23 protein-coding genes are annotated in these 21,715 nt (G+C 70.9%); 12 read left to right on the plus strand and 11 right to left on the minus strand.

Annotated elements, in window-relative coordinates:
* Position 1: 1 nt before the first annotated feature.
* The 3 genes from ACZ3I3_RS19170 to ACZ3I3_RS19180 are packed head-to-tail and all read left to right on the plus strand — an operon-like array spanning position 2 to position 2,245.
* The gene (locus ACZ3I3_RS19170; protein WP_467366527.1) at positions 2 to 178 is read left to right on the plus strand and encodes a hypothetical protein; all 177 of its coding nucleotides are present in this window, start codon (positions 2 to 4) and stop codon (positions 176 to 178) included.
* Positions 179 to 221: 43 nt separating this feature from the next.
* Positions 222 to 398 (plus strand): hypothetical protein, encoded by a 177-nt coding sequence (locus tag ACZ3I3_RS19175; RefSeq protein WP_467366529.1) that lies wholly within the window; start codon positions 222 to 224, stop codon positions 396 to 398.
* Entirely contained in the window at positions 395 to 2,245 is a 1,851-nt protein-coding gene (locus tag ACZ3I3_RS19180) for an HEXXH motif domain-containing protein (RefSeq protein WP_467366530.1), read from the plus strand. The genes ACZ3I3_RS19175 and ACZ3I3_RS19180 overlap by 4 nt, the downstream gene beginning before the upstream one ends.
* On the opposite strand, the gene ACZ3I3_RS19185 is transcribed toward ACZ3I3_RS19180, so the two are convergent.
* Positions 2,215 to 3,126 carry a hypothetical protein gene (locus ACZ3I3_RS19185; RefSeq protein WP_467366532.1) on the minus strand — a complete coding sequence of 304 codons (912 nt, stop codon included), beginning with the start codon at positions 3,124 to 3,126 and terminating at the stop codon, positions 2,215 to 2,217. The two genes, ACZ3I3_RS19180 and ACZ3I3_RS19185, sit on opposite strands and share 31 nt — an antisense overlap.
* Positions 3,127 to 3,351: 225 nt before the next feature.
* Here ACZ3I3_RS19185 and ACZ3I3_RS19190 point away from each other — a divergent pair, with 225 nt between their 5' ends.
* Both ACZ3I3_RS19190 and ACZ3I3_RS19195 read left to right on the plus strand, forming a co-directional pair.
* Positions 3,352 to 4,575 carry a sensor histidine kinase gene (locus tag ACZ3I3_RS19190; RefSeq protein WP_467366534.1) on the plus strand — a complete coding sequence of 408 codons (1,224 nt, stop codon included), beginning with the start codon at positions 3,352 to 3,354 and terminating at the stop codon, positions 4,573 to 4,575.
* 42 nt (positions 4,576 to 4,617) lie between these two features.
* On the plus strand, positions 4,618 to 5,283 hold the full coding sequence (locus ACZ3I3_RS19195; protein ID WP_467366536.1) for a response regulator: 666 nt from the start codon (positions 4,618 to 4,620) through the stop codon (positions 5,281 to 5,283).
* Here ACZ3I3_RS19195 and ACZ3I3_RS19200 read toward each other — a convergent pair.
* Positions 5,244 to 5,528: a DUF6332 family protein gene (locus ACZ3I3_RS19200; RefSeq protein WP_467366538.1), complete on the minus strand. Its 285-nt coding sequence runs from the start codon at positions 5,526 to 5,528 to the stop codon at positions 5,244 to 5,246. The two genes, ACZ3I3_RS19195 and ACZ3I3_RS19200, sit on opposite strands and share 40 nt — an antisense overlap.
* 8 nt (positions 5,529 to 5,536) lie before the next feature.
* Complete coding sequence (locus ACZ3I3_RS19205) at positions 5,537 to 6,490, minus strand: class I SAM-dependent methyltransferase (protein WP_467366540.1); 954 nt, start codon at positions 6,488 to 6,490, stop codon at positions 5,537 to 5,539.
* 114 nt (positions 6,491 to 6,604) lie between these two features.
* Between ACZ3I3_RS19205 and ACZ3I3_RS19210 the strand changes: the two genes are divergently transcribed.
* From ACZ3I3_RS19210 to ACZ3I3_RS19225, 4 genes are read left to right on the plus strand one after another with little or no spacing between them, the layout of a single operon-like run.
* Positions 6,605 to 7,600 carry a branched-chain amino acid ABC transporter permease gene (locus ACZ3I3_RS19210; protein ID WP_467366542.1) on the plus strand — a complete coding sequence of 332 codons (996 nt, stop codon included), beginning with the start codon at positions 6,605 to 6,607 and terminating at the stop codon, positions 7,598 to 7,600.
* Between the two features lie 11 nt (positions 7,601 to 7,611).
* On the plus strand, positions 7,612 to 8,604 hold the full coding sequence (locus ACZ3I3_RS19215; protein WP_467366544.1) for a branched-chain amino acid ABC transporter permease: 993 nt from the start codon (positions 7,612 to 7,614) through the stop codon (positions 8,602 to 8,604).
* Positions 8,594 to 9,565 carry an ABC transporter ATP-binding protein gene (locus tag ACZ3I3_RS19220; protein ID WP_467366546.1) on the plus strand — a complete coding sequence of 324 codons (972 nt, stop codon included), beginning with the start codon at positions 8,594 to 8,596 and terminating at the stop codon, positions 9,563 to 9,565. Before ACZ3I3_RS19215 ends, ACZ3I3_RS19220 begins: the two co-directional genes overlap by 11 nt.
* A 2-nt stretch (positions 9,566 to 9,567) precedes the next feature.
* Positions 9,568 to 10,308 (plus strand): ABC transporter ATP-binding protein, encoded by a 741-nt coding sequence (locus tag ACZ3I3_RS19225; protein ID WP_467366548.1) that lies wholly within the window; start codon positions 9,568 to 9,570, stop codon positions 10,306 to 10,308.
* A 38-nt stretch (positions 10,309 to 10,346) separates the two neighbouring features.
* On the opposite strand, the gene ACZ3I3_RS19230 is transcribed toward ACZ3I3_RS19225, so the two are convergent.
* On the minus strand, positions 10,347 to 11,594 hold the full coding sequence (locus ACZ3I3_RS19230; RefSeq protein WP_467366550.1) for an ABC transporter substrate-binding protein: 1,248 nt from the start codon (positions 11,592 to 11,594) through the stop codon (positions 10,347 to 10,349).
* 195 nt (positions 11,595 to 11,789) lie between these two features.
* Positions 11,790 to 13,271: an MFS transporter gene (locus tag ACZ3I3_RS19235; protein WP_467366552.1), complete on the minus strand. Its 1,482-nt coding sequence runs from the start codon at positions 13,269 to 13,271 to the stop codon at positions 11,790 to 11,792.
* Positions 13,272 to 13,357: 86 nt separating this feature from the next.
* On the opposite strand from ACZ3I3_RS19235, the gene ACZ3I3_RS19240 reads away from it, so the two are divergent.
* The gene (locus tag ACZ3I3_RS19240) at positions 13,358 to 13,753 is read left to right on the plus strand and encodes a MarR family winged helix-turn-helix transcriptional regulator (RefSeq protein WP_467366554.1); all 396 of its coding nucleotides are present in this window, start codon (positions 13,358 to 13,360) and stop codon (positions 13,751 to 13,753) included.
* A gap of 53 nt (positions 13,754 to 13,806) precedes the next feature.
* Here the strand turns inward: ACZ3I3_RS19240 and ACZ3I3_RS19245 are convergent, their stop codons facing one another.
* From ACZ3I3_RS19245 to ACZ3I3_RS19255, 3 genes are all read right to left on the minus strand, one after another.
* Positions 13,807 to 14,535 carry a maleylpyruvate isomerase family mycothiol-dependent enzyme gene (locus ACZ3I3_RS19245; protein ID WP_467366556.1) on the minus strand — a complete coding sequence of 243 codons (729 nt, stop codon included), beginning with the start codon at positions 14,533 to 14,535 and terminating at the stop codon, positions 13,807 to 13,809.
* Between the two features lie 53 nt (positions 14,536 to 14,588).
* Positions 14,589 to 15,467, minus strand: coding sequence for an SDR family oxidoreductase (locus ACZ3I3_RS19250; protein ID WP_467366558.1), 879 nt, complete (start codon positions 15,465 to 15,467; stop codon positions 14,589 to 14,591).
* A 126-nt stretch (positions 15,468 to 15,593) separates the two neighbouring features.
* A complete protein-coding gene (locus ACZ3I3_RS19255; RefSeq protein WP_467366560.1) occupies positions 15,594 to 16,763 on the minus strand; it encodes an MFS transporter in 1,170 nt (389 codons plus the stop codon).
* 121 nt (positions 16,764 to 16,884) lie between these two features.
* On the opposite strand from ACZ3I3_RS19255, the gene ACZ3I3_RS19260 reads away from it, so the two are divergent.
* Positions 16,885 to 18,363: a glutamate-cysteine ligase family protein gene (locus tag ACZ3I3_RS19260; protein WP_467366562.1), complete on the plus strand. Its 1,479-nt coding sequence runs from the start codon at positions 16,885 to 16,887 to the stop codon at positions 18,361 to 18,363.
* A 19-nt stretch (positions 18,364 to 18,382) separates the two neighbouring features.
* On the opposite strand, the gene ACZ3I3_RS19265 is transcribed toward ACZ3I3_RS19260, so the two are convergent.
* The 3 genes from ACZ3I3_RS19265 to ACZ3I3_RS19275 are packed head-to-tail and all read right to left on the minus strand — an operon-like array spanning position 18,383 to position 21,096.
* Positions 18,383 to 19,504 carry a Gfo/Idh/MocA family protein gene (locus ACZ3I3_RS19265; protein ID WP_467366564.1) on the minus strand — a complete coding sequence of 374 codons (1,122 nt, stop codon included), beginning with the start codon at positions 19,502 to 19,504 and terminating at the stop codon, positions 18,383 to 18,385.
* Positions 19,474 to 20,184, minus strand: a complete 711-nt coding sequence (locus tag ACZ3I3_RS19270) for a ThuA domain-containing protein (protein ID WP_467366565.1) — start codon at positions 20,182 to 20,184, stop codon at positions 19,474 to 19,476. Before ACZ3I3_RS19270 ends, ACZ3I3_RS19265 begins: the two co-directional genes overlap by 31 nt.
* Before the next feature lie 51 nt (positions 20,185 to 20,235).
* Positions 20,236 to 21,096, minus strand: coding sequence for a class I SAM-dependent methyltransferase (locus ACZ3I3_RS19275; RefSeq protein WP_467366567.1), 861 nt, complete (start codon positions 21,094 to 21,096; stop codon positions 20,236 to 20,238).
* An 86-nt stretch (positions 21,097 to 21,182) separates the two neighbouring features.
* Between ACZ3I3_RS19275 and ACZ3I3_RS19280 the strand changes: the two genes are divergently transcribed.
* On the plus strand, positions 21,183 to 21,653 hold the full coding sequence (locus ACZ3I3_RS19280; protein WP_467366569.1) for a helix-turn-helix domain-containing protein: 471 nt from the start codon (positions 21,183 to 21,185) through the stop codon (positions 21,651 to 21,653).
* Positions 21,654 to 21,715: the final 62 nt, after the last annotated feature.

Genomic DNA, 21,715 nt, shown 5'->3' on the forward strand with positions numbered 1-21,715 from the left:
CGTGATCGAATCGCAGTTGCCGGATCTCACGGTTGTTCGACTCCGAGATGTCCTCGGCATTGACGATATCGCGGTGCGTCGTGGGCTTGTGTGGGTCGGTACGCAGGTTGACGAGGTGCCGGCGGTCGCCGTGTCCAACGACGACACGGGCGGTGGCGGCGCGGAGCGCATCGGCTGATTGTCCATAACCGCCTCACCGCATTCCTGGTAGGGGAGCTGACGTGATCGAATCGCAGTTGCCGGATCTCACGGCTGTTCGACTTGGTGATGTCCTCGGCACTGACGACACCGCTGTGCGGCGCGGGGCCGAATGGGTCGGTTTGCAGGTTGAGGGGGTGCAGGCGATCGCCGCGTCCGGCGAGGGGGGACCCGGCGGTGGGGCGGAGCGTATCGGTTGACGGGCACAGGGATTACCCGTCATCGCATCTCCCTGAGCACCCTCGACGCCATCGCCCGCGGAGCCGCGGGTCCCGAAGTCGTTCACGAGGTCAGGAAGGCCGAGCGCAGCCGTACGCTGTTGTTGTTACGTGCCATTCGGGACGAAGCCGCCTCATCTGCGAAGACCCGAGGTCCTCTCCCGTCGACCGAGTCGGCCTGGCAGGTGCTGGATCGCGTCCAGCAGAGCGCACCAGCGGCGCTGGAGACGGTCCTGTCGTACCCGTATGTCGCCGGGTGGGCCGGCTTCACGTTGCGCCATCTGCGTCGCGGGCACCCGACGGATCCCACCCCGGCGTGGGTCCACCTCGGTCAACTGCACAGCATCGCCGCCGCGGCCGCCCTGCACGCAGGGATCGATGTGGACGTACGGGTGCCGGCCAGGAGCGGGACTGTCTCGCTGCCCACCCTGGGCGCGGCCTTCTCGCCGGCCGGCCGCGTCGATCAGTGGTCCGTGGCCCGAATCCGGTCCTGCGATCGGGATCGCCGTATCGACATCGGCGACACCACGGTACGGCTGCCGCCTGACCTCTCGCGGGACGCCACCGGGTGGTGGGCACTGCGACGCCTCACGTGCCGGGAGGGCTCACACGTTCTGTCCTTGCGGCTGGACGACCTGGATCCGTACCGCGGACTGTACGAGACGCTCGATCCACATCGCCTCGACGATGCCGAGGTCACCAGGTGGCAGGGCATGCTCGACGAGGCCTGGCACCTCGTGTGCCGTCACCTTCCCGACAAGGCGGATGCGATGAGCGCCGGTCTGGACGTCGTGGTCCCACGTCCTTCCACCAGCCGCTTTCCGCTGATCTCCGCCTCCAGTGGCGAGGCCTTCGCGGGTATCAACGTTGCCCGGCCCCACGCGGCCGAGGATCTCGCGGAGATCCTCGTTCACGAGTATCAACACGTCTTGCTGGGTGGCCTCCTCCACTTGGTCCCCTTGACGCGGCAGGACGAGGGGCGACTCTTCTACGCCCCTTGGCGTAACGACCCGCGCCCTGCCGCAGGGTTGCTGCAGGGCGTCTACGCCTTTTTCGGAGTGACGGAGTTCTGGCGGGCCGCGGCCAGGTCCGGAGACGACGCGATCGCCGACTTCGCCGCGTTCACCTGCGCGCGGTGGCTGCAGCCGACGCTGGAGGCCGCTCGTGCCCTGCTGGCCGAACCGACTGTGACCGAAGCCGGCCGTCGCTTTCTCGATGGGATCGCGGAACAGCTCGTCACCTGGGGAGACGCCTCTCCGCAGCATCGTGTGGCGGAGGTCGTGACCGCCGATCACCGGGCCGGATGGCGCCTGCGCCATCTGCGACCCGATCCTGGTGTCGTGGCCGGTCTGGCCCGCGCATGGCAGGAGCCGGATGAGGATGGCGCACCAGGCCGATGCACGGAATCACTCGTGTCCCAGCCCGACGGCTCGTGGTCCCTCGCTCGCGTCGATCTCCTGCGGTGCGCGGTCCGGGAGGGCTCGTCCTCCGTGAACCCGATTCTGGCCGAGTCGACCGGAGCGACAGTCGCCGACCTCGCGCTCGCCGACGGCCGTTACGCCGACGCCCTGGACAGCTACCGCGCGGAGATCGCAGGTGACCCGGACGACCCCCCGTCCTGGATCGGCTTCGCGTTGGCCTGGTCCTGCCTCGCGTCCGGGCCCGGGCCCACGCTGTTGCTGCAACGACCCCAACTCGTACGAGCGGTCCACCGGTTGTTGCGGGCCGGGACGGAAACGCCGCAACCAGACACGCTCGCCACCTGGCTCGCAGACCGTCTCTCCACGGGCGACGACGGCTATGAGCGTCCGCGTACGGGAATGGCGTAGCGGTATCCGAGTTTGGCCTGCGCAGTCTTCCATCGCACGCCGTCGGCGGTCCGGCAGAACCGGGACTGCAACTGCGACTCGGGGGCGTCGGGCATTTCCATGCCCAACTGCTGCGCTTCCACACGGTTCTGCGCATACGGCGAAGAGGAAATGGTGAGGCCGTCGCGGCCGGTGATCGTGACTTCGAGGCTCTCGGTGACGTATGAGACGTCGGTGTAGCACTTTTCCTCACGCTCGACAAAACCGAAAGCACCGCAGAGTTCCAGCTCGACCGTGAAGGAGCAACGAGTGCGGCCCGGATCCAGAGAAACGGGTACGCGAACGGCGCCCGACTCGACCAGCCGTCCGTCGAGGGCTGTCGGGTCGGCCGGTATCTTGCGCTCCCTGCGTATGAAGGCGATGGACGGATCGGACTCCACACCGTCCACGCTGACGCGAAGCACCGAAACGCTCGTCCATGCCGGATTCTCCGGAGGTACCTCCGCGATCACCGGGAAGGAGATCCACGGCACCACCGCGGCATTCGGCGATTCGACATCGCACGAAATCCTCAACGTCGCATTCCCGTCGCCCGAGATGACGAAGGTGTCGTGTCGATGGCGGAAGCGGATGAGCTGGGGCACGTACGCTTCCAGGTCTCGCAGATGTGCCAGGTCGCGCACTCCTTTGCGGATGCGGTCGGCCAACAGCCAAACGGCGACCAGGCCGGTTGCGATGGAGGCGGTGATCAGTAACCACGTGAGCACGAGGAAGAGCGCGGTTTGAGAGGCGCTGGACCTCAGACTCACCAGCGTTCCCGCGATCGTGAGCACAATCGATACCACTGCAGAAATGAACGCCGCGAGGGTCGCGCTGACCCCGTCGTCCCGTGGCTGCTCCACACCGTTCTCCCCCCGGTACGTGCCGTGCCCGCCATTGTCGCTTCGGCAGTAGTCGCGTGACCAGCCGAGCACGCAAAGTCATGCGAAGCCTCCTCCTGCCGACGCGCGGTCGTTGGGGCATCCGGGCGAGGCCGCCCCGGCGGACGACGTACTTCCCCGGGAGTACGTGTGATCACCACGCCCGGGTGACGCCGCCGCGGGCCGGCGGCGTCTAGCGTGGCCGGTATGGACGAGCAGCGGGTGCGGGGCGGTCCGCCGCAGTGGTGGCGGCACGGGCCTCCCTGGTGGGACCGGTGGGGCGAGGGGGAGCGTGCGCCCCGGTGGCCCTGGCGGTCCACCGTCGTCGTCACGGTCTTCGTGCTGGTCGGCTCGAACTTCGCCGCTCACGGCCAGGAGGGCGAGCGGGCGGCCCTGGACCCGTTCGCGCGGGTGCTGCTGCTGGTGGCCGGGGCGCTGCTGCTGTGGCGCAAGCGGTATCCGGTGGCCGTGGTCTTCGGCACCGCGGGTGCCGCCATGGTCTACCTGGGGGCCGGGTATCCGTACGGGCCGGTGCTCCTCACCGTCGCTCTGGCGTGCTTCAGCGCGATCGTCGCCGGGCATCGCCGGGCGGCATGGGCGGCGATGGGCACGCTCTGGGCCGGGCACGCCCTGGTGGCGCACTGGCTCTACCAGTGGCTGCCGCCGTCGGGGGACTCCGCCGCCTCCTGGGGCGAGGAACTGGTGGTCGCCACCTGGGTGGTGGCGATCGCGGCGGTGTCGGAGCTGGCCCGGGTCCGGCGCGAACAGTGGGCCCGGGACCGGGCCGAGCGCGCCGAGGCCGCGCGGCGGCGGGCCGACGAGGAGCGGCTGCGGATCGCGCAGGAGCTGCACGACGTGCTCGCCCACAGCATTTCCGTGATCAACGTGCAGGCGGGTGTCGGCCTCGCGCTCCTCGACTCCGATCCCGAACAGGCCCGGACGGCGCTCACCACGATCAAGGCCCAGAGCAAGGAGGCGCTCGGCGAGGTGCGCCAGGTGCTCGACACGCTGCGCGCGCCCGGTGACGCGCCGCGCGCGCCCGCGCCCGGGCTGGACCGGCTGCCCGAGCTGGTGGAGCAGGCCGCCGGCGCGGGTCTCACGGTGGAGGTCGAGGGGGAGCCGCCCCGGCTCGCTCCCGGCACGGACCTCGCCGCCTTCCGGATCGTCCAGGAGGCCCTGACCAACGTCGTACGGCACTCGGGCTCGCGCCATGCGCGCGTGCACCTGGCGCACGACGCGGACGTGCTGCGGCTGCGGGTCGACGACGACGGGCCGGCGACCGGCGCCGATGCGGGCGGCAGCGGCAACGGGCTGGCCGGGATGCGGGAGCGGGCCGCCGCGCTGGGTGGCACCATCGAGGCGGGACCCCGCCCGGACGGCGGTTTCCGGGTGCTCGCCGTCCTGCCCCTGACGGCTTCCGCCGGGACCTGAACCGCACGTGAACGGAGCCGGAGTAGTGCCGAAGGAGGACCGGTGATCCGCGTACTGCTCGCCGACGACCAGTCACTGGTCCGGGCCGGGTTCCGGGCGCTGCTCGACGCGCAGCCCGACATCGAGGTGGCCGCGGAGGCCGCCGACGGGGAGGAGGCCGTGCGCGGAATCCGCGAACTGCGGCCCGACGTCGTCCTGATGGACATCCGCATGCCCGTGCTCGACGGCCTGGCCGCGACCCGCCGGGTCACCGAGGACCCGGACCTGAAGGACGTCAAGGTGGTCATGCTCACCACCTTCGAGCTCGACGAGTACGTCTTCGAGGCGATCCGCTCGGGGGCCTCCGGCTTCCTGGTCAAGGACACCGAGCCGGACGAACTCCTGCGCGCCGTACGGGCGGTGGTCGCCGGCGACGCGTTGCTCTCGCCGGGGGTGACGCGCCGCCTGATCGCCGAGTTCGCGGCGCGCTCCAAGGAACCCGCGGCGGCCGGCGCGCTGGACGGGCTCACCGAGCGGGAGCGGGAGGTGATGGCCCTGGTCGGTATCGGCCTGTCCAACGAGGAGATCGCCCGCCGCCTGGTCGTCAGCCCGCTCACCGCGAAGACCCACGTCAGCCGCACGATGGTGAAGCTGGGCGCCCGCGACCGCGCCCAACTGGTCGTGCTCGCCTACGAGTCGGGGCTGGTGCGGCCGGGCTGGCTGGGCTGAGCCGCCGAGCGGAAACGGACCAGCACACTGACGACCCGGGCGGCGAAGAGGACGGGCGCGAGCACCAGCCCGGCGCGCAGCAGCAGACGCTCCGGCGTGTCCGGGAGGTCGAAGAGCAGCGCGGGACCGGCCACGGCCCCGAAGACGACCGCCGCCGCGAACGCCGCGCTGCACAGCGCGTACCCGATCTCGACGGTGACGGCATCCCGTTCGGCCTGCGTGCGCCGTCCCCCGTGACTGGTCATACGGCGATTCAAACAGGAGGCCCCCCGGTGGGCAAGCGCCCCTTCGGCGACCAGGGAGCAACGCCTCCCGCCGGCTTGTCGAGGACGTACGCCGTGTAGCGAGTGACGCGCCCGATGGTCCGGTGGGCCCGGACGACGGCGATGACCTCGTCCCAGTCCTGTGCGTCGAGTGTCCTGAGGCCCGGCCACCGCACGCACAGGGCCTGTCGGCCGGCCCGGGTGGACGCGGTGGCGGCGAACAGGGCGCAGAGTTGGGCCGCCCTGTGGAGTACGGGAGTGGTCCAGTCGAGGATCCGGCGCGTGGTGAAGCCGGCGGCGGAAGCCATCAGCGGGTACCGCTCGTGCGGTTCCATGTCGTCGAAGCGCCAGGTCCCGCGTACGAGGCCGTCCGGGTCGAGGGTGCCGAGCGGCTGGTCCGTACGGGACGTGACGTCCACGAGGACGAGCCGGCCTCCTGGGCGGAGCAGCCGGAAGCTCTCGCTCAGGAACGACCTGCGGCCCTCCTGGCCGAAGTGGAAGGCGGCCTCCAGGCAGTGCACCCGGTCGAAGGAACCATCCGCCAGCGGGATCCGCGCTGCCTGCCGCGGCAGAGCCGTGGCGTCGGCGACGGCGAAACGCACGCCGGAGTGGCCGCCGAAGCGGCGACGTGCCTGGTCGATCTGCTCGGGCTGGATGTCCACCCCCAGCGCCCGGCATCCCGCGGCGCCCAACCTCGCCGTGGTGTCACCGCGACCGCACGCGGCGTCCAGGACGAGCTGTCCGGGCCGGGCGTCCAGCAACGCCAGCGACCGGCGAGCCAGTCGGCGCTGGAAGGGCGCCGGCCCGGCCAGGGCCACGAGCGGCAGGGTGGGCAGCGTGAAGTAGCCGATGTCGACCAGGCTGTCCCAGCCGAGGTGCCGCAGCACCCGGAAGAGCACGCTGTCGTCGCTGTACGCACGCGCGAGGTCACCGCTGTCGTCCATCCCGCATCCTCCGCTTCCCGTGGGCGGCCATACCGGGCGCACTGCCCGTGTCACCGCCCCGACCTGCGCTTACACTGAGCTCATAAGGGATGTTCGTGACGTACCGGAACCGTCGTGCGCTATCAGCGGCTGCTCGTACCGGCCCTCGCCCTGATCCTCCTGATGCTGCCCGCGATTTCCGCCCGGGCACAGGGCGAGGAAGTTCCGCGCGGTCCCACCTTCGCCGCGCGCGCTCTTCAGGCGCTGATCGACGGTATCCAGTTCGGTGTGATCATCGCGATCACCTCGGTCGGGCTCTCGCTGATCTTCGGCACCATCCACCTGATCAACTTCGCGCACGGTGAGTTCGTGACGATCGGCGCCACCTTCGCCTTCTTCCTCAACGTCTCCGCGGCCGGCCCGGGCTGGCACCTGATCCCCGCCGCCCTCGCCGCGGTGGTCTTCGGCGCCCTGCTGGGCGGGGCCGTCGATCGCGGCATCTGGCGCCCGCTGCGTGCTCGGGGCACCGGCCTGATCAACATGTTCATCGTCACCATCGGGCTCTCGCTGGTGCTGCGCCACGTCGTCCTCGTGCTGTACGGAACCCGGCCCGCCTCCTACGCGCAGTACGACATCCAGAGCACGATCGACCTGGGGCCGGCCGGCATCACCCCACGGGACCTCACCGTCACCCTTCTCGCCGTGCTGGTGCTGCTCGGCGTCGCCGCGCTCCTGCAGAAGACGCGGATCGGCACGGCCGTGCGGGCCGTCTCCGCCAACCGTGACCTCGCGGAGGCGTCGGGCATCGACGTACAGCGGGTGGTGCTCTTCGTGTGGATGCTCGGCGGTGGGCTGGCCGCGCTCGGCGGGGTCTTCTTCGGCCTGGTCGAGATCGTCACCTGGGACATGGGCTTCAAGCTCCTGCTGCTCATGTTCGCCGGGGTCATCCTGGGAGGGCTCGGCTCCGCCTACGGTGCCATGGTCGGCAGCCTCGTCATCGGCATCGTCGCCCAGATGTCCACCCTGTGGTTCCCGGTCGACCTGCAGTACGCCTGGGCACTGATCGTCCTCATCCTCGTCCTCCTCGTCCGGCCGCAGGGCATCCTCGGCCGGGCCGAACGCGTCGGGTGAGGGGGTGCGCCATGGACTTCTCCGCCATCCTCACCGACGCCCTGCGCTCGGGAATCGGACCCATCGCCGCCGTCTACGCGCTCGCCGCGATGGGGCTGAACCTGCACTTCGGCTACACGGGGCTCCTCAACTTCGGCCAGGTCGGTTTCATGCTGGTCGGCGGCTACGGGCTCGCCATCACGGTGTCGACGTACGACGGCCCGATGTGGCTCGGCGTCCTCGGCGGGATGGCCTGCGCGATCGTGCTGGCACTGCTCCTGGGCCTGCCCACCCTTCGGCTGCGCGCCGACTACCTCGCGATCACCACGATCGCGGCGGGGGAGACACTACGGCTGTTCTACCGCTCCAACTGGGCCGAGCCGGTCACCGGCGGGGTGTTCGGACTCCAGAGATTCGCGAACGACTTCTACGAGCTCAGCCCCATCGAGCCCGGCACCTACGGCGTGTGGCTCGTGAGGTTCAGCTCCCGCGACCTATGGGTGATGATCATCGGATGGGCGCTGGTGCTGGTGGTCGGCGGTCTGCTGGCTCTGCTGATCCACAGCCCCTGGGGCCGTGTCATCCGGTCGATCCGTGAGGACGAGGTCGCCGCGCGCAGCCTCGGCAAGAACGTCTACGCCTACAAGATGCAGAGCCTCGTGCTCGGCGGCGTCATCGGGGCGGTCGCAGGCATGGTGCAGGCGATCCAGGTGCAGTCCGTGAACCCGGACAACTACGACCCGGGCGTCACGTTCTTCCTGTACACGCTGCTCGTTCTCGGAGGCGCCGGGCGGATCCTGGGGCCGGTCGTCGGCTCGATCCTGTTCTGGTTCGTCCTCAGCTTCCTCGACAGTGCGCTCCGCCAGGCCATCGACGCCGAGTACATCTCACCGGACCTCATCAGCACGTCGGAGGTCGGCGCGGTGCGCTTCGCCCTGGTCGGGGTCGCCCTGATCCTGCTGGTCGCGTTCCGGCCGCAGGGCATTCTCGGCAGCCGGAAGGAGATGCTGCTCAGTGGCCGCTGACGCTGCCGTGTCCCACCCGGGCCGGCTCTCCGCGATCGATCCCGAGCCGGGGGTGCGCAAGCCCGACCCCCTGCTGGTCCTGGACCAGGTGACCCGCACCTTCGGCGGCCTCGTCGCCGTGCGGGTCGAGCACCTGGAGGTGCAGCGCGGGGCCATCACCGCGCTCATCGGGCCCAACGGCGCCGGCAAGACCACCCTGTTCAACGTGGTGAGCGGGTTCGACCGGGCCGACGGCGGCCGGTGGTCATTCGACGGACAGCCGCTCACCGGCGCTTCGGCGCACCGGGTGGCGCGGCGCGGGATGGTCCGTACGTTCCAGCTCACCAGGACGCTCGCCCGGCTCACCGTGCTGGAGAACATGCTGCTCGCCGCGCCCGGGCAACGCGGCGAGCGGGCGCTGCCCGCGCTGCTGCGACCCCTGTGGCGCGGTCAGGAGCGGGAGTCCGAGCGCCGGGCCGATGAACTGCTGGACCGGTTCCGGCTCGGGCCCCTGCGCGACGACCACGCGGGCACGCTCTCCGGGGGTCAGCGCAAACTGCTGGAACTGGCCCGCGCGCTGATGGCCCGGCCGGTCATGCTCCTGCTCGACGAGCCGATGGCCGGGGTGAACCCCGCGCTGACCCAGTCGCTGCTCGGACACATCACGCAACTGCGCGACGAAGGACTCACGGTGTGCTTCGTCGAGCACGACATGGACGTGGTGATGGGCATCAGCGACTGGGTGGCCGTCATGGCCGACGGCCGCCTGGTGGCCGAGGGCCCACCGCACACGATCGGCCGGAACGCCGCCGTCGTGGACGCCTACCTGGGCAAGCGGCACGACGAGCCGGAGGTGACCGAGGAGAGGGGCGACGACGAGCCGGATGCGACCGAGAAGAAGGGCAACAAAGACCCGGATGCGACCGAGAAGAAGGGCAACGGGGCCCCGGAGGCGACCGACAGGAAGGGCGAGGTGGAGTAGGGATGTCCGCTGAGGAACAGACACCGGTGCTGGCGGCCGACGACATCGTCGCCGGTTACGTCCCCGGAGTCGACGTGCTGCGCGGATGCAGCGTCGAGGTGCGGCCGGGCGAGGTGGTAGGCGTCATCGGCCCCAACGGCGCCGGCAAGTCGACGCTGGTCAAGGCCGTCTTCGGGCTGCTGCGGGTGCGCGGCGGGACCGTGCGGCTGCGCGGCGAGGACGTGACCGGCCGGCCCGCGCACGAACTGGTCCGGCGGGGTGTGGGGTACGTACCGCAGTTGCAGAACGTGTTCCCCACGCTGAGCGTCGAGGAGAACCTGCGGATGGGGGTCTATCTGCGGCCCAAGGACCACACGCGACGGGTCGCGGCGGTCGAGGAGCTCTTCCCCATGCTGGCCGACCGCCGCAGGCAGAAGGCCGGCGCGATGTCCGGCGGCGAACGCCAGATGCTCGCGATGGCCCGCGCCCTGATGATGGAGCCGCAGCTGCTGCTGCTCGACGAGCCGTCGGCCGGCCTGTCACCAGTCCACCAGGACCACGTCTTCGACCGGTGCAGAATGATCAACAGCGCGGGCGTCGCCGTGCTCATGGTCGAGCAGAACGCCCGCAGGTGCCTTCAGCTCTGCGACCGCGGCTACGTCCTCGACCAGGGCCGCAACGCGTACACCGGTACGGGTACGGCCCTGCTGCACGACGAGAAGGTGATCGAGCTCTACCTCGGCACGCTCGCCCGCGTCCGTTGACTCCCGTTCCCCCGGGTCCTGCCTGTCAGTCCTCCCGGTCACTCCTCGGCCCTGCTGGTCTCGGTACGCAGGGTCTGCAAGGCTCCCTTGTCGTCGTAGCCGTACACCTCGATCGTCGCCTGGCCGGGTTCGCCCTTGTCGGTGAAGTTGAGCGGACCGCTCACACCGTCGTAGTCGATGTCCCTGCCGTCGGCGAGCAGCTCCTTGCAGGCGGCGAACGAGTTGCACTTCTCGCCGTCCTTGGTGATCCCGTTCATCTCCTTCGCGTACTCGCCCGGGTCGTCGGACTCCGCCTTCTCGGCGGCGAGGGCGATCGTCGTCGCACAGTCGAACACCTGCGGCGCGAACTGCAGCTCCTTCAGGTCCGGCGCGAACCTCTTGAGGTCCTTCACGTACTGCGCGTTCTCCGCCGATGCCGGCGCGGTCCCCTTCATCCCGGAGAGCCTCTCGGGCTGGCCGGGGGCGACCAGCGAGGGCAGTTCCTCACTGCGCAGTCCGTCGGCGCCGTAGACGCCGATCCGGTCGGGTCCGACTCCGGACTCGATCATGCCCTGCAGGATCTGGGTACCTTCCTCGAAGGCGATCACCACGGCGGCGTCCGGCCTGGAGTTCTCGATCTGCTGGGCGACCTGGTCGAAGTTGGTCGCCTTCGGGTCGTAGGTCTCGGCGAGCGTCACCGTCGCGCCACGTTCCTCCAGCGACTTGCGGGTGGCCTCCATCAGGCCGCGCCCGTAGTCGTCCGCCCGGGCGACCAGGGCCACCCGGTCGTGGCCGTCGTCGCGGACGACATCCGCGAGGATGGGCCCCTGCAGCACGTCGCTCGGGACGGTGCGGAAGTAGAAGCCGTCGTCCTCGTAGTCGGTGAAGGTGGGAGCGGTGTTCGACCCCGAACACTGCACGACGCCCGCTCCGGTCACCCGGTCGATGAACGCCAGCGACATGCCGGAAGCGGCGGCGCCGATGATCGCGTCCACGCCTGCCGCGAGGACCCGGTCCGCCGACTGCGCGGCAACGGCCTCCTGGCCCGACTCGTCACTGGAGACCACGTTCGGCACGGGCTTGCCCAGGACGCCGCCCGCGTCGTTGATCTTCTGTATCGCGAACTTCAACGACTCGATCTGGGGCGGGCCGAGGTAGGCCAGCTGTCCCGTCTCCGGCAGGACGTAGCCGAACTGGAGCTCACCATCGCCCGGCTCGGCCTGGGCAGTGCCCGTCGTACCGCAGACGGCAATCACAAGAGCAGCCGCGCTTGCGAAGATCGCGGACCGCCTTATCGACGCTTTCATCTCCGCCTCCGCTCGTTACAGGCGGCGGTGGTCGACTGGCCGGCCCCCGCCCGCCATCTGTACTTGAGCGTAGAACTCTTCCGGAATCCGGAAAAGATCCGAAACATACACATTTCGGCTGATGGTGCGCTCGCCTGGGCCCTGCGCTCCCCCATAGGTCACACAGGGCCCTTCGGTCACATCCGGAAACGCTCCCTAGTCGCGCACGGCGACGCGCTCGGCCTCCCTCGGGGTGGACTGGGCGACCACGACGGACGGCTGCTTGCGCCGGGTCCGCAGGCCCGTGAGGGTGATCAGCAGGCCGGCCAGGGCGATGAGCGTCACGACCAGCAGGCCGGGCCGGTAGCTGTCGAGGACGGCCTGCGGGGAGGCGTCGCCCTGCTCGGGGGCGTTCGCGGTCACCACCGCCGTCACCACGGCGAGGAAGATCGCGCCGCCCACCTGGACCGAGGTGTTGAGCAGCCCGGAGACCATGCCCTGCTCGTGCTCGTCGACGCCGTTGGTGGCCTGGACGTTGAAGGACGGGAAGGTCAGCGCGAAGCCGGAGCCGACCAGCAGCATCGTCGGCAGGATCACCGCCGCGTAGACCGGGTCGAGGTCGATGCGCAGGAAGAGCACGTAGCCGGTCACCATCAGGGCGAAGCCCACCACCATCAGCCGGGGCGTGCCGAACCGGTCGATGACGGCCCCCACCTTCGTCGCGGACAGCGCCACCAGCGCGCCCGCCGGCAGGAAGGCCAGGGCCGTGTGCAGCGCCGACCAGCCGAGCAGCTGCTGCATGTAGAGGGTCACCAGGAACTGGAAGCCGATGTAGCTGCCGACGAACGTCAACGCGCCCAGCTGCGCGCGTACTTGCGGCCCCGAACGCAGCACGCCGAGCCGGATCAGCGGGCTGGGGCTGCGCCGCTCGACGGCGACGAAGGCCGCCAGCAAGGCGGCGACGGTGGCGAAGGACAGGACGGTCCGGGCCGACCCCCAGCCCGTCTCGGGCGCCTCGACGACGGTGAAGACGAGCAGCAGCATCGAGGCGGTGCCGAGGACGGCGCCGGGGATGTCGTAGCCTCCTCGGCCGCGCTCGCGCTCGGTGCGCGGCAGCAGCTTCAGGCCCACGAGCAGGGCGATCAGTGCGATGGGGGCGGGCAGAAGCATCGTGAGCCGCCAGCTGGCCTCCGTGAGCAGACCGGAGAAGACCAGGCCCATCGAGTAGCCGGTGGCGCCGCAGGTGGTGTAGATAGCCAGGGCGCGGTTGCGCAAGGGGCCTTCGGGGAACGTCGTGGTGATGATCGACAGGCCGGCGGGGGCCGTGAAGGCCGCGCTCAGGCCCTTGATGAAGCGGCTGGCGATGAGCAGCGGGCCCGAGTCGACGAGGCCGCCGAGCAGCGAGGCCAGCGCGAAGACGCCCAGCGCTACGAGGAAGACCTGGCGCCGGCCCAGCAGGTCGGCGGCGCGTCCGCCGAGGAGCAGCAGGCCGCCGTAGCCCAGGATGTAGCCGCTGACGATCCATTGCAGCGCCGAGGTCGACAGGCCGAGGTCGGCACCGATGGAGGGCAGTGCGACGCCGACCATGGACACGTCCAGGGCGTCCAGGAACATCGCGGCGCAGAGCACCAGGAGGCTGCCCCAGAGCCGGGGAGTCCAACGCCCGTCGGACGTGGGGGAGGTGAGCGGAGAGGTCATGCCCGAGAGATTACATGCGCATGCATGTGATGCAAGCGCATTTAATTCAGGTGCAACAACCTCGGGTCTCTGTTACGGTGCGGCGCATGGCGGCGAAGCAGGCCGAGCAGGCGCTCGTGGAACAGTGGCGCGACATTCTGGCGCTGCATGCGCGAACACAGTGCGAACTCGACCGGGTTCTGCATGAACACGGCCTGTGCGCCAGCGACTTCGAGGTGCTCGACGTCCTCGCCGGGCGCCGGGCGGCGAAGGGCACGCCCTCCTACCGCGTCCAGGAGATCTCGGAGCGGGTCCACCTGAGCCAGAGCGCGCTGTCGCGGCTGATCGCCCGGCTGGAGAAGGACGGGCTCGTCGAGCGCTGCATGTGCCCGGAGGACCGGCGGGGTGTTCGCGTCGCCCTCACGGCGAAGGGGCGCACGCTGCACGGTGAGGTGCTGCCCGTGCAGCGTGCGGTGCTGGCGCGGATGCTGGCGGAGGACTGAGCCCGGTCAGATGCCGGCGGACGACTGAGTATGCTCAGATCCTCCGACTCGGGTCAGATTCCCGAGGTTTCACGCCACAGCTCGGCCAGCGCCCGGTCGCCCGTGACCGACGGCAGGGGAGCCCGGTTCCACAGCGCCAGGTACAACTGCTCGGCCGGGCCCGACAGTTCGCACTCGGCGTCCCCGGACGCGCCCGGTGTGGTCACGGGCGGCTCGGACGACAGCCGTACGGTCCACACCGCGCCGGTGTCGTCCGCGCGCACGCGCAGGACGCGCGGCTCGGGCGTGCGCACCCGGCTCCTGGAGCGGGCGTGGAAGCCGCGCAGCAGTTCGTCGATGCCGTCGGTCGCGAAGTCCGGGGCGACGGCCGTGACCCCGGCTCCGCGCGCGGACTCCGCGTCGACCCGGTGCACCGCCGTCTCGTGCGCCTGCCGCCGGGTCCAGAAGGCCAGCGGGGACGGGGCGGGCAGGAAGAACCAGCAGTCCACGTCCGGTGCGGCGGCGGCCAGCGTGTCGACGAGGCGGCCGTGGCCGTCGCGGTACCAGGCCACGAGCTCCGCGCCGTCGAGGTCCGGGACCTCACCCAGCGGACGGCGCTCGCCGTACCCCTCGGCGACGTACGAGGCGGCCCAGCGGTGCACCGCGCCCGTGTGCCGCAGCAGATCGCGCACGTGCCACTCCGGGCACGTCGGCACCTTGGCGTCGGTCCCCGCCTCCTCGGCGGCCGCGGCCAGCAAACGGCCCTCTGTCTCCAGCGCTTGAAGGAACTCGGCGGTCTCCATGCCGCGAGTCTGCCGTACCGGGTGCACTCCGGGCGCCGGAATTTCGCGGGGCGCTACGGCAGCGGTGTGCCGCCCGTGGCGTTGACGATCTCGGCGGTGATGTACGACGCCTCCTGGGAGGCGAGGAAGACGTACGCCGGTGCCATCTCGGCCGGCTGCGCGGGCCGCCCGATGGGCGCCTGCTTGCCGAACTTCTGGGTGTCGGGCATGGTCGCCGGGATCAGCGGCGTCCACACCGGGCCGGGTGCCACGGCGTTGACGCGGACGCCCTTGTCGATCACCATCTGCGCCAGCCCCTGCGTGAAGGTGACGATCGCGCCCTTGGTCGTCGCGTAGTCCAGCAGGTGCGGACTGGGCTTGTAGGCCTGCACCGACGTGGAGTTGATGATGCTGCCGCCCTCCGGGATGTGCGGCAGGGCCATCTTGCACAGCCAGAACATGCCGTACAGATTGGTGCGCAGCACCCGGTCGAACTGCTCGGTGGAGATCGCCTCGATGCCGTCGGGCTGCGACATCTGGTACGCCGCGTTGTTCACCAGGACGTCGATCCGGCCGAACTCCGCGACGGCACGGTCGATCAGCGCGCGGCAGTTCTCCTCCTCCCGTACGTCGCACGAGACGGGCACGGCACGCCGCCCGGCGTCCTCGACCAGACGGGCGGTCTCGGCGGCGTCGTCCTTCTCGTCGTCCAGGTGGGTGAAGAGCACGTCGGCTCCCTCCCGGGCGAACGCCAGGGCGACCGCGCGGCCGATCCCGGAGTCCCCGCCGGTGATCACGGCCTTGCGTCCGTCCAGCCGGCCGCTGCCCCGGTAGGACTTCTCACCGTGGTCCGGGGGCGGGTCCATGGGGCCGGTCCAGCCCGGGTGCGGCTGGTCCTGGGAGGGAAACTCCGGGGTGGGGTGCTGGTCGCCGGGGTGCTGTTGATCGGTCACGGGTCTGCCTCCTTGTCCATGGCGTACGGCCCGGTGATCACAACGGGCGAGGCCCCGGGTACCCCGCTGCCGGGGCGCCGATCACCTGGTTGTCCACCGGGTTGTCCGGCAGGCCGGTCCGCCGGGTCAGCCCGCCGCCGCGCGTCGCGTCGCGAAACCGATGAGCGCGGCCACGGCGGCCAGGACCGCCACGCTGGTGAGCGCGGCCGGGAGGGAGAACCAGTCCGCCATGAACCCGATGGCGGGCGGCCCCAGCAGCATGCCGCCGTAGCCCAGCGTGGAGGCCGTGGCGACTCCGCTGGGACCGGCGAGCGCGCCCGCCCGTTCCACGGCCACCGGGAAGAGGTTCGCGAGACCGATGCCCGTGACGGCGTACCCGAGCAGGGCCGCCCACAGGGCGGGGGCGAGCGAGCCGAGCAGCATCCCGGCCGCCGCCGTCGCGCCGCCCGCCACGACGGTCCGGGTCCGCCCCAGGCGCTCCAGGAGCGTGGTGCCGGTCAGGCGGCCCACCGTCATGGCGAGCGCGAAGCAGGAGTAGCCGATGGCCGCGGCCCCCGGCGAGGCGGCCAGGTCCTCTTCCAGATGCAGGGCGCCCCAGTCGGCCAGCGCCCCCTCGCCGTACGCGGTACAGCCCGCGATCAGGCCGAAGACGAGCACAAGGCCGCGGGTCCGGCCGTCCAGGCGGCGCGGGGCGTCCTGCGCGGGACGCTCCGGTTCCGGCGGCTTCGGCGGCTCGTGCCGGAGCAGTACGGGGCCCGCCACGGCGGTCACGAGCAGCCCGGTGGCGGTGAGCAGCAGCAGGTGCCGGGTGGGGGAGAGGGACCCCGCGACCAGGGCGCCCAGCCCGGCGCCGACCATGCCGCCCAGGCTGAACGCGGCGTGGAAGCTCGGCATGATCGGCCGCCGCATCGCGGCCACGAGATCCACGGCGGCGCTGTTGAAGGCGACGTTGATCCCGCCGTACGCGGCGCCGAAGACCAGCAGGACGAGGCCGAGCGCGAGGGCCGAGTGGGTGAGCGGGGGCAGGGCCACGCTGAGGGAGAGCAGGACGGCGCAGACGACGGTGACCCGGTGGTTGCCGAAGCGGCGGCACAGGCGGCCGGTGAGGATCATCGTGACGACGGCTCCGGCGGAGACGCCCAGGAGGGCGAGGCCCAGGGTGCTGGCGGAGGCGTCGGTCTGTTCCTTGATGGCGGGGATGCGCACGACCCAGCCGGCGAAGACGAAGCCGTCGAGGGCGAAGAAGACGGTGATCGCCGTACGGAGCCGGGTGAGGGAGTCGCCGTTGCCCGGCACGGCACTGTGCGTTCGGGGTTTGTTTATTTGCGGCACAAACTCAGGCTAGGTGGGTGCGGGCACCGCGACAAGGTGCGACTCTGGGACGAGAGTCATCCGCCGAGGGACCTCGGGAGCGTACATGGGACGTGACGTGCCGGCCCTGGTGTTCACACGGGAGGACCGCCGTCGGTACCGGGCCAAGATGCAGACCGGCCTGGAAGTGCTGGCGCGGATGCTGAGCGAGTCCAGCTTCGAGAGCGAGCGCCCCCGGGTCGGGCTGGAGATCGAGCTCAACCTGGTGGACGACCACGGGCTGCCCGCGATGCGCAGCACCGACGTCCTCCAGGCGATCGCCGACCCCGCCTGGTCCAGCGAGCTGGGCCGCTTCAACCTGGAGATCGACATCCCGCCGCGGGAGCTGACGACCGGCGGCCCCGGCGCCTGGGAGCAGACGATCCGGGACGCCCTGAACCACGCCGAGGACCGCGCCGCGGCCGTGGGTGCGCACCTGATCATGGTCGGCATCCTGCCCACCCTGGACGAGGCGGACGTCAGCGAGTCCGCCCTGTCCGGTGACCCGCGCTACCGGCTGCTCAACGAGCAGATCTTCGCGGCGCGCGGGGAGGACCTGCGGATCAGGGTCGACGGCGTGGAGCGCCTGTCGACGTACGCCGACACCATCACTCCCGAGGCCGCCTGCACCAGCACCCAGTTCCATCTCCAGGTCGCCCCCAAGCAGTTCGCGGACTACTGGAACGCTGCCCAGGCCATCGCGGGCGTGCAGATCGCCCTCGCGGCGAACTCGCCCTTCCTGTTCGGCAAGGAGCTGTGGCGCGAGACCCGCATCCCTCTGTTCGAGCAGGCCACCGACACCCGCCCGGAGGAGATCAAGGCCCAGGGCGTACGGCCCCGCGTGTGGTTCGGGGAGCGGTGGATCACCAGCGTCTTCGACCTCTTCGAGGAGAACGTGCGCTACTTCCCGGCCCTGCTGCCGCTGTGCGAGGACGAGGACCCGCAGCAGGAGTTCGACCGCGGCGGCGTTCCGCAACTGGGCGAACTGACCCTGCACAACGGCACGATCTACCGCTGGAACCGCCCCGTCTACGCCGTCACCGAGAGCGGCCCGCACCTGCGCATCGAGAACCGGGTGCTGCCCGCCGGCCCCACCGTGGCCGACATCATCGCCAACGGCGCCTTCTACTACGGCCTCACCCGCGCCCTCGTCGACGAGGACCGGCCGGTGTGGACGCGGATGTCCTTCGCGGTCGCCGAGGAGAACCTGCACACGGCGGCCCGCGACGGCATCGACGCCCGCCTGTACTGGCCCGGCGTGGGCGAAGTACCGGTCACGGAACTGGTGTTGCGGCGCCTGCTGCCGCTGGCCCACCGGGGCCTGGAGCTGGCCGGCATGGACGCCGCCTGGCGCGAACCGCTGCTGGGCATCGTGGAGCAGCGCTGTGTCACCGCCCGCAACGGCGCCCTGTGGCAGGCGGAGATGGTCCACCATCTGGAGAAGACCGGCGTCACCGACCGGCGGGAGGCGCTGCGGCAGATGACCGCCACGTACATGGACTACATGCACATGAACGCGCCCGCGCACACCTGGCCCGTGGACTGACCGCCCTGACATCACCGTCTCAGGCGGGGCTGGGGGCGGCCTGGCCTCCCCATTCCTCGGCGGCCGTCAGCGGGACGGGAGCGGGCGGCTGCGCCGAGGTCGTCAGCTCGATTCGCCGCCCCTCGGCCGATGAACGCAGCAGCGCGGTCATCGTCTCCAGCACGTGCAGGGCGAGTTCGCCGTTCGCGCGCGGTGCCCGCCGGTCGTCGGCGGCGACGAAGTCCAGGAGTCCCACTCCCCGCGCGCCGTCGACGTAGCCCGCCGACGGCGGGAGCGTGCGCCACTGGGTGTCGCCCAGGCCGAAGAGCCGTACGTCGCCGTCGAAGCGGTTCGGGTCCGGGACGGCGAGGGTGCCCGCCTCGCCATGGACCTCGATCGGGGACGCCGTGGTGGCCACCCCGTCGAAGCTCGTGGTGATCGTCGTCAGCGTCCCGTCCACGTGCTCCAGCACACCGGAGACATGACTGTCCACCTCCACCGGTATCCGCTCGCCCGCACGCGGACCGGAACCGATGACCCGCTCGGCGCGCAGCCGGCTGGACGCCCCCGTCACGGCCCGCACCGGACCCAGCAGGTGAATCAGGGACGCGAGGTAGTACGGCCCCATGTCCAGCAGAGGGCCGCCGCCCTCGGTGTAGTAGAAGTCGGGGTGCGGATGCCAGCGTTCGTGGCCCGCGGTGACCATTACGGCCGAGGCGAACAGGGGGCGTCCGATGCGCCCCGCCGCCACGGCCGCCCGCGCCGTCTGGACCCCGGTGCCCAGCACGGTGTCCGGCGCGCACCCCACTCCGACGCCCGCCCGCGCGGCGGCCGCCATGACGGCGTGGGCGTCGGCGAGCGTGGCGGCGAGCGGCTTCTCCCCGTAGACGTTCTTGCCGTGGCCGATGGCCCCGAGGGCGATCGCGGCGTGCGCCCCGGGGGTGGTGAGGTTCAGCACCGTGTCCACGTCCGGGCTGCTCAGCAGCTCCTCGACGGTCAGCGCCCGGACGCCGGGCAGCTCGGCGGCGACCGCGGCCGACCGGGAGGCGTCGAGGTCGGCGACCGCCGTCACCCGCACGGCGGAACGGCCGACGAGGGTTTCCAGGTACGCGCGGGAGATGACGCCGAGCCCTACGACGCCGACGCGGTGCGCGTCGCCCACAGCATGCCCCTCTCGATGATGGCGCGGACGTTGGGGTTCTCCAGCACGTCGACGCTGTGCCCCGGTGTCGTCACCACGATCCGCCCGGCGCCCCACCGGCGGGTCCAGACCGCCGGCGAGGTGACCGGCCGGTGCCAGGGCTCCCACGGCCGGGTGGGGTGCGTGGTGGTCGCCAGGACGTCGATGAGGTCGTCGTGGAGCACCCAGTACTGCTCGGTGTGCAGCTCGAAGTCCTCGATGCCCGCGGTGACGGGGTGTTCGCGGCCGGCGTCGGTGAGGGTGATGGTGTGCGGCAGGAAGTTGTCCTCCGGCCCACCCCGGCGCTCGCACGGCTCCTTGCCCGGGTGTGTGGCGAACTGCCCTCCCACCAGGTGCAGATAGTCGGAGGAGGCGCGGAACGAGTCGGCGATGCCGCCGTGCCAGCCGGTGAACCCGGTGCCGGCGACGACCGCCGAGCTCAGCCCCGCGAGTTGCTCGCGCGTGATCTCCGACATCGTGACGCACTGCACGATCAGGTCGGTGCCGGCCAGCTCGGCGGCGTCGGCGTAGACGTCGGTCGACTCCTCGACCCGGACGGCGTATCCGTTGCTCCGCAGGAAGGGCAGGAACAGTTCCGTCGCCTCGACCGGCTGGTGCCCCTCCCAGCCGCCGCGGACCACCAGTGCTCTCTTCTGCGTCATCGTGATCTCACTATGCGGTGGGCGTCCGCGCTCACGAAAGAGGGCAGGGCCTCACGAAAATTTCGCTGTCGAGGCCCGGGCGCCGACCGTCCAACAGGCCGCGGTGAAACGGACTTCCGAGCCCTGCACGAAGGGGTCGAAGGCGGCCCGGACCGTCTCCACGACCCGGACGCGGGTCTGCTCGTCCACCTCGGGCAGGTGCATGCCGACCGGACCGAGCCGGGTGAAGTAGCGGACCAGTTCCTTCTCGGGCAGGGTGCAGACGACGTCGACCGGCTGGATGCCGATCCCGGCCCAGCCGCTCTCGGCCAGGATGCGCCGCACCTTGTCCGGGTCCGCGAAGGCGAACTGCCCCGGTTCGTCCGGCCTGCGGACGGGCAGGTCCGGGAGCAGCGGTGACGCGGCGCGCTGGGCGGTCGTCATGAACGGGTTCTCGGCCGGATCGCGCCAGACGACGAACCGCAGCGCGGCGTCGTCCCGGGCCGCGCGCCGGAGGTTGGCGAAGGCCCGGACGGGATCGCTGAAGAACATGACGCCGAACCGTGAGATGACGGCGTCGAAGATGCCGGGTTCGAAGGCGTGGTCCTGCGCGTCGGCGCAGAGGAAGGACGCCGGTGCGTCTTCCTGCCCGGCGTACTCCCGGGCAGTGGTGATCATCGCGTCGGAGATGTCGACGCCGACACAGCGACCGCCCGGGCCGAGCCGTCGCGCGACGGCCAGCGTGACACCGCCCGTACCGCAGCCGACCTCGAGCACCTGCCGCGCCTGTTCGGCGGCGACGGCTTCGACGAGAAGCTCCTCGAAGGGCCGGAACATCCCGTCCAGCACGCCCTTCAGATCGCCCCAGGCGTGACCGGCGCGCCCCTTCCAGCGGACTGCCTGCTCCTCTTCGGCCCTGCGCTCAGCGTCCATGGCTTTCTCTCCTTCTGGTTGCTCTCGGCGTACCGGGATGACAGCGTTCTACTTCAAGTCGACTTGAAGTCAAGGCAATGACGGACATGGCAGAAACGACAGAAGCAGCAGACGCGACAGAAACGGCAGAGCTGGACATCGCCGAAGTGTCGCACCGCGCCGGGGTTCCGGCATCGACCCTGCGCTACTACGAGGAGAAAGGGCTGATCTCCTCGACGGGCCGGCGCGGCCTGCGCCGGCAGTACGACCCCGGCGTACTGGAGCGGCTGGCGCTCATCGCGCTGGGGCGGACGGCCGGGTTCTCGCTCGACGAGATCGCGGACATGTTCGCGCCGGACGGGCGGCCGCGGATCGACCGGCGGATGCTGGCGGCCAAGGCGGACGAACTCGACCACAGGATCCGCGAACTGGGCGTCCTGCGCGACTCCCTGCGCCATGCCGCCGCGTGCCCCGCCCCCAGCCACATGGAGTGCCCGACCTTCCGCCGCCTCCTCGACGCGGCAGCATCCGGCGGTGTCGCGCTGCCGGGAAGGCGGGTTCCGGGTCAATACACCTAGCGAGGGCCGTCGGTGCTCTTGGTCCAATCGTGGTTCGTGCTTTGCCCGATTCCCGGTGTCGC

The organism is Streptomyces sp. NPDC016851 (assembly GCF_055562795.1).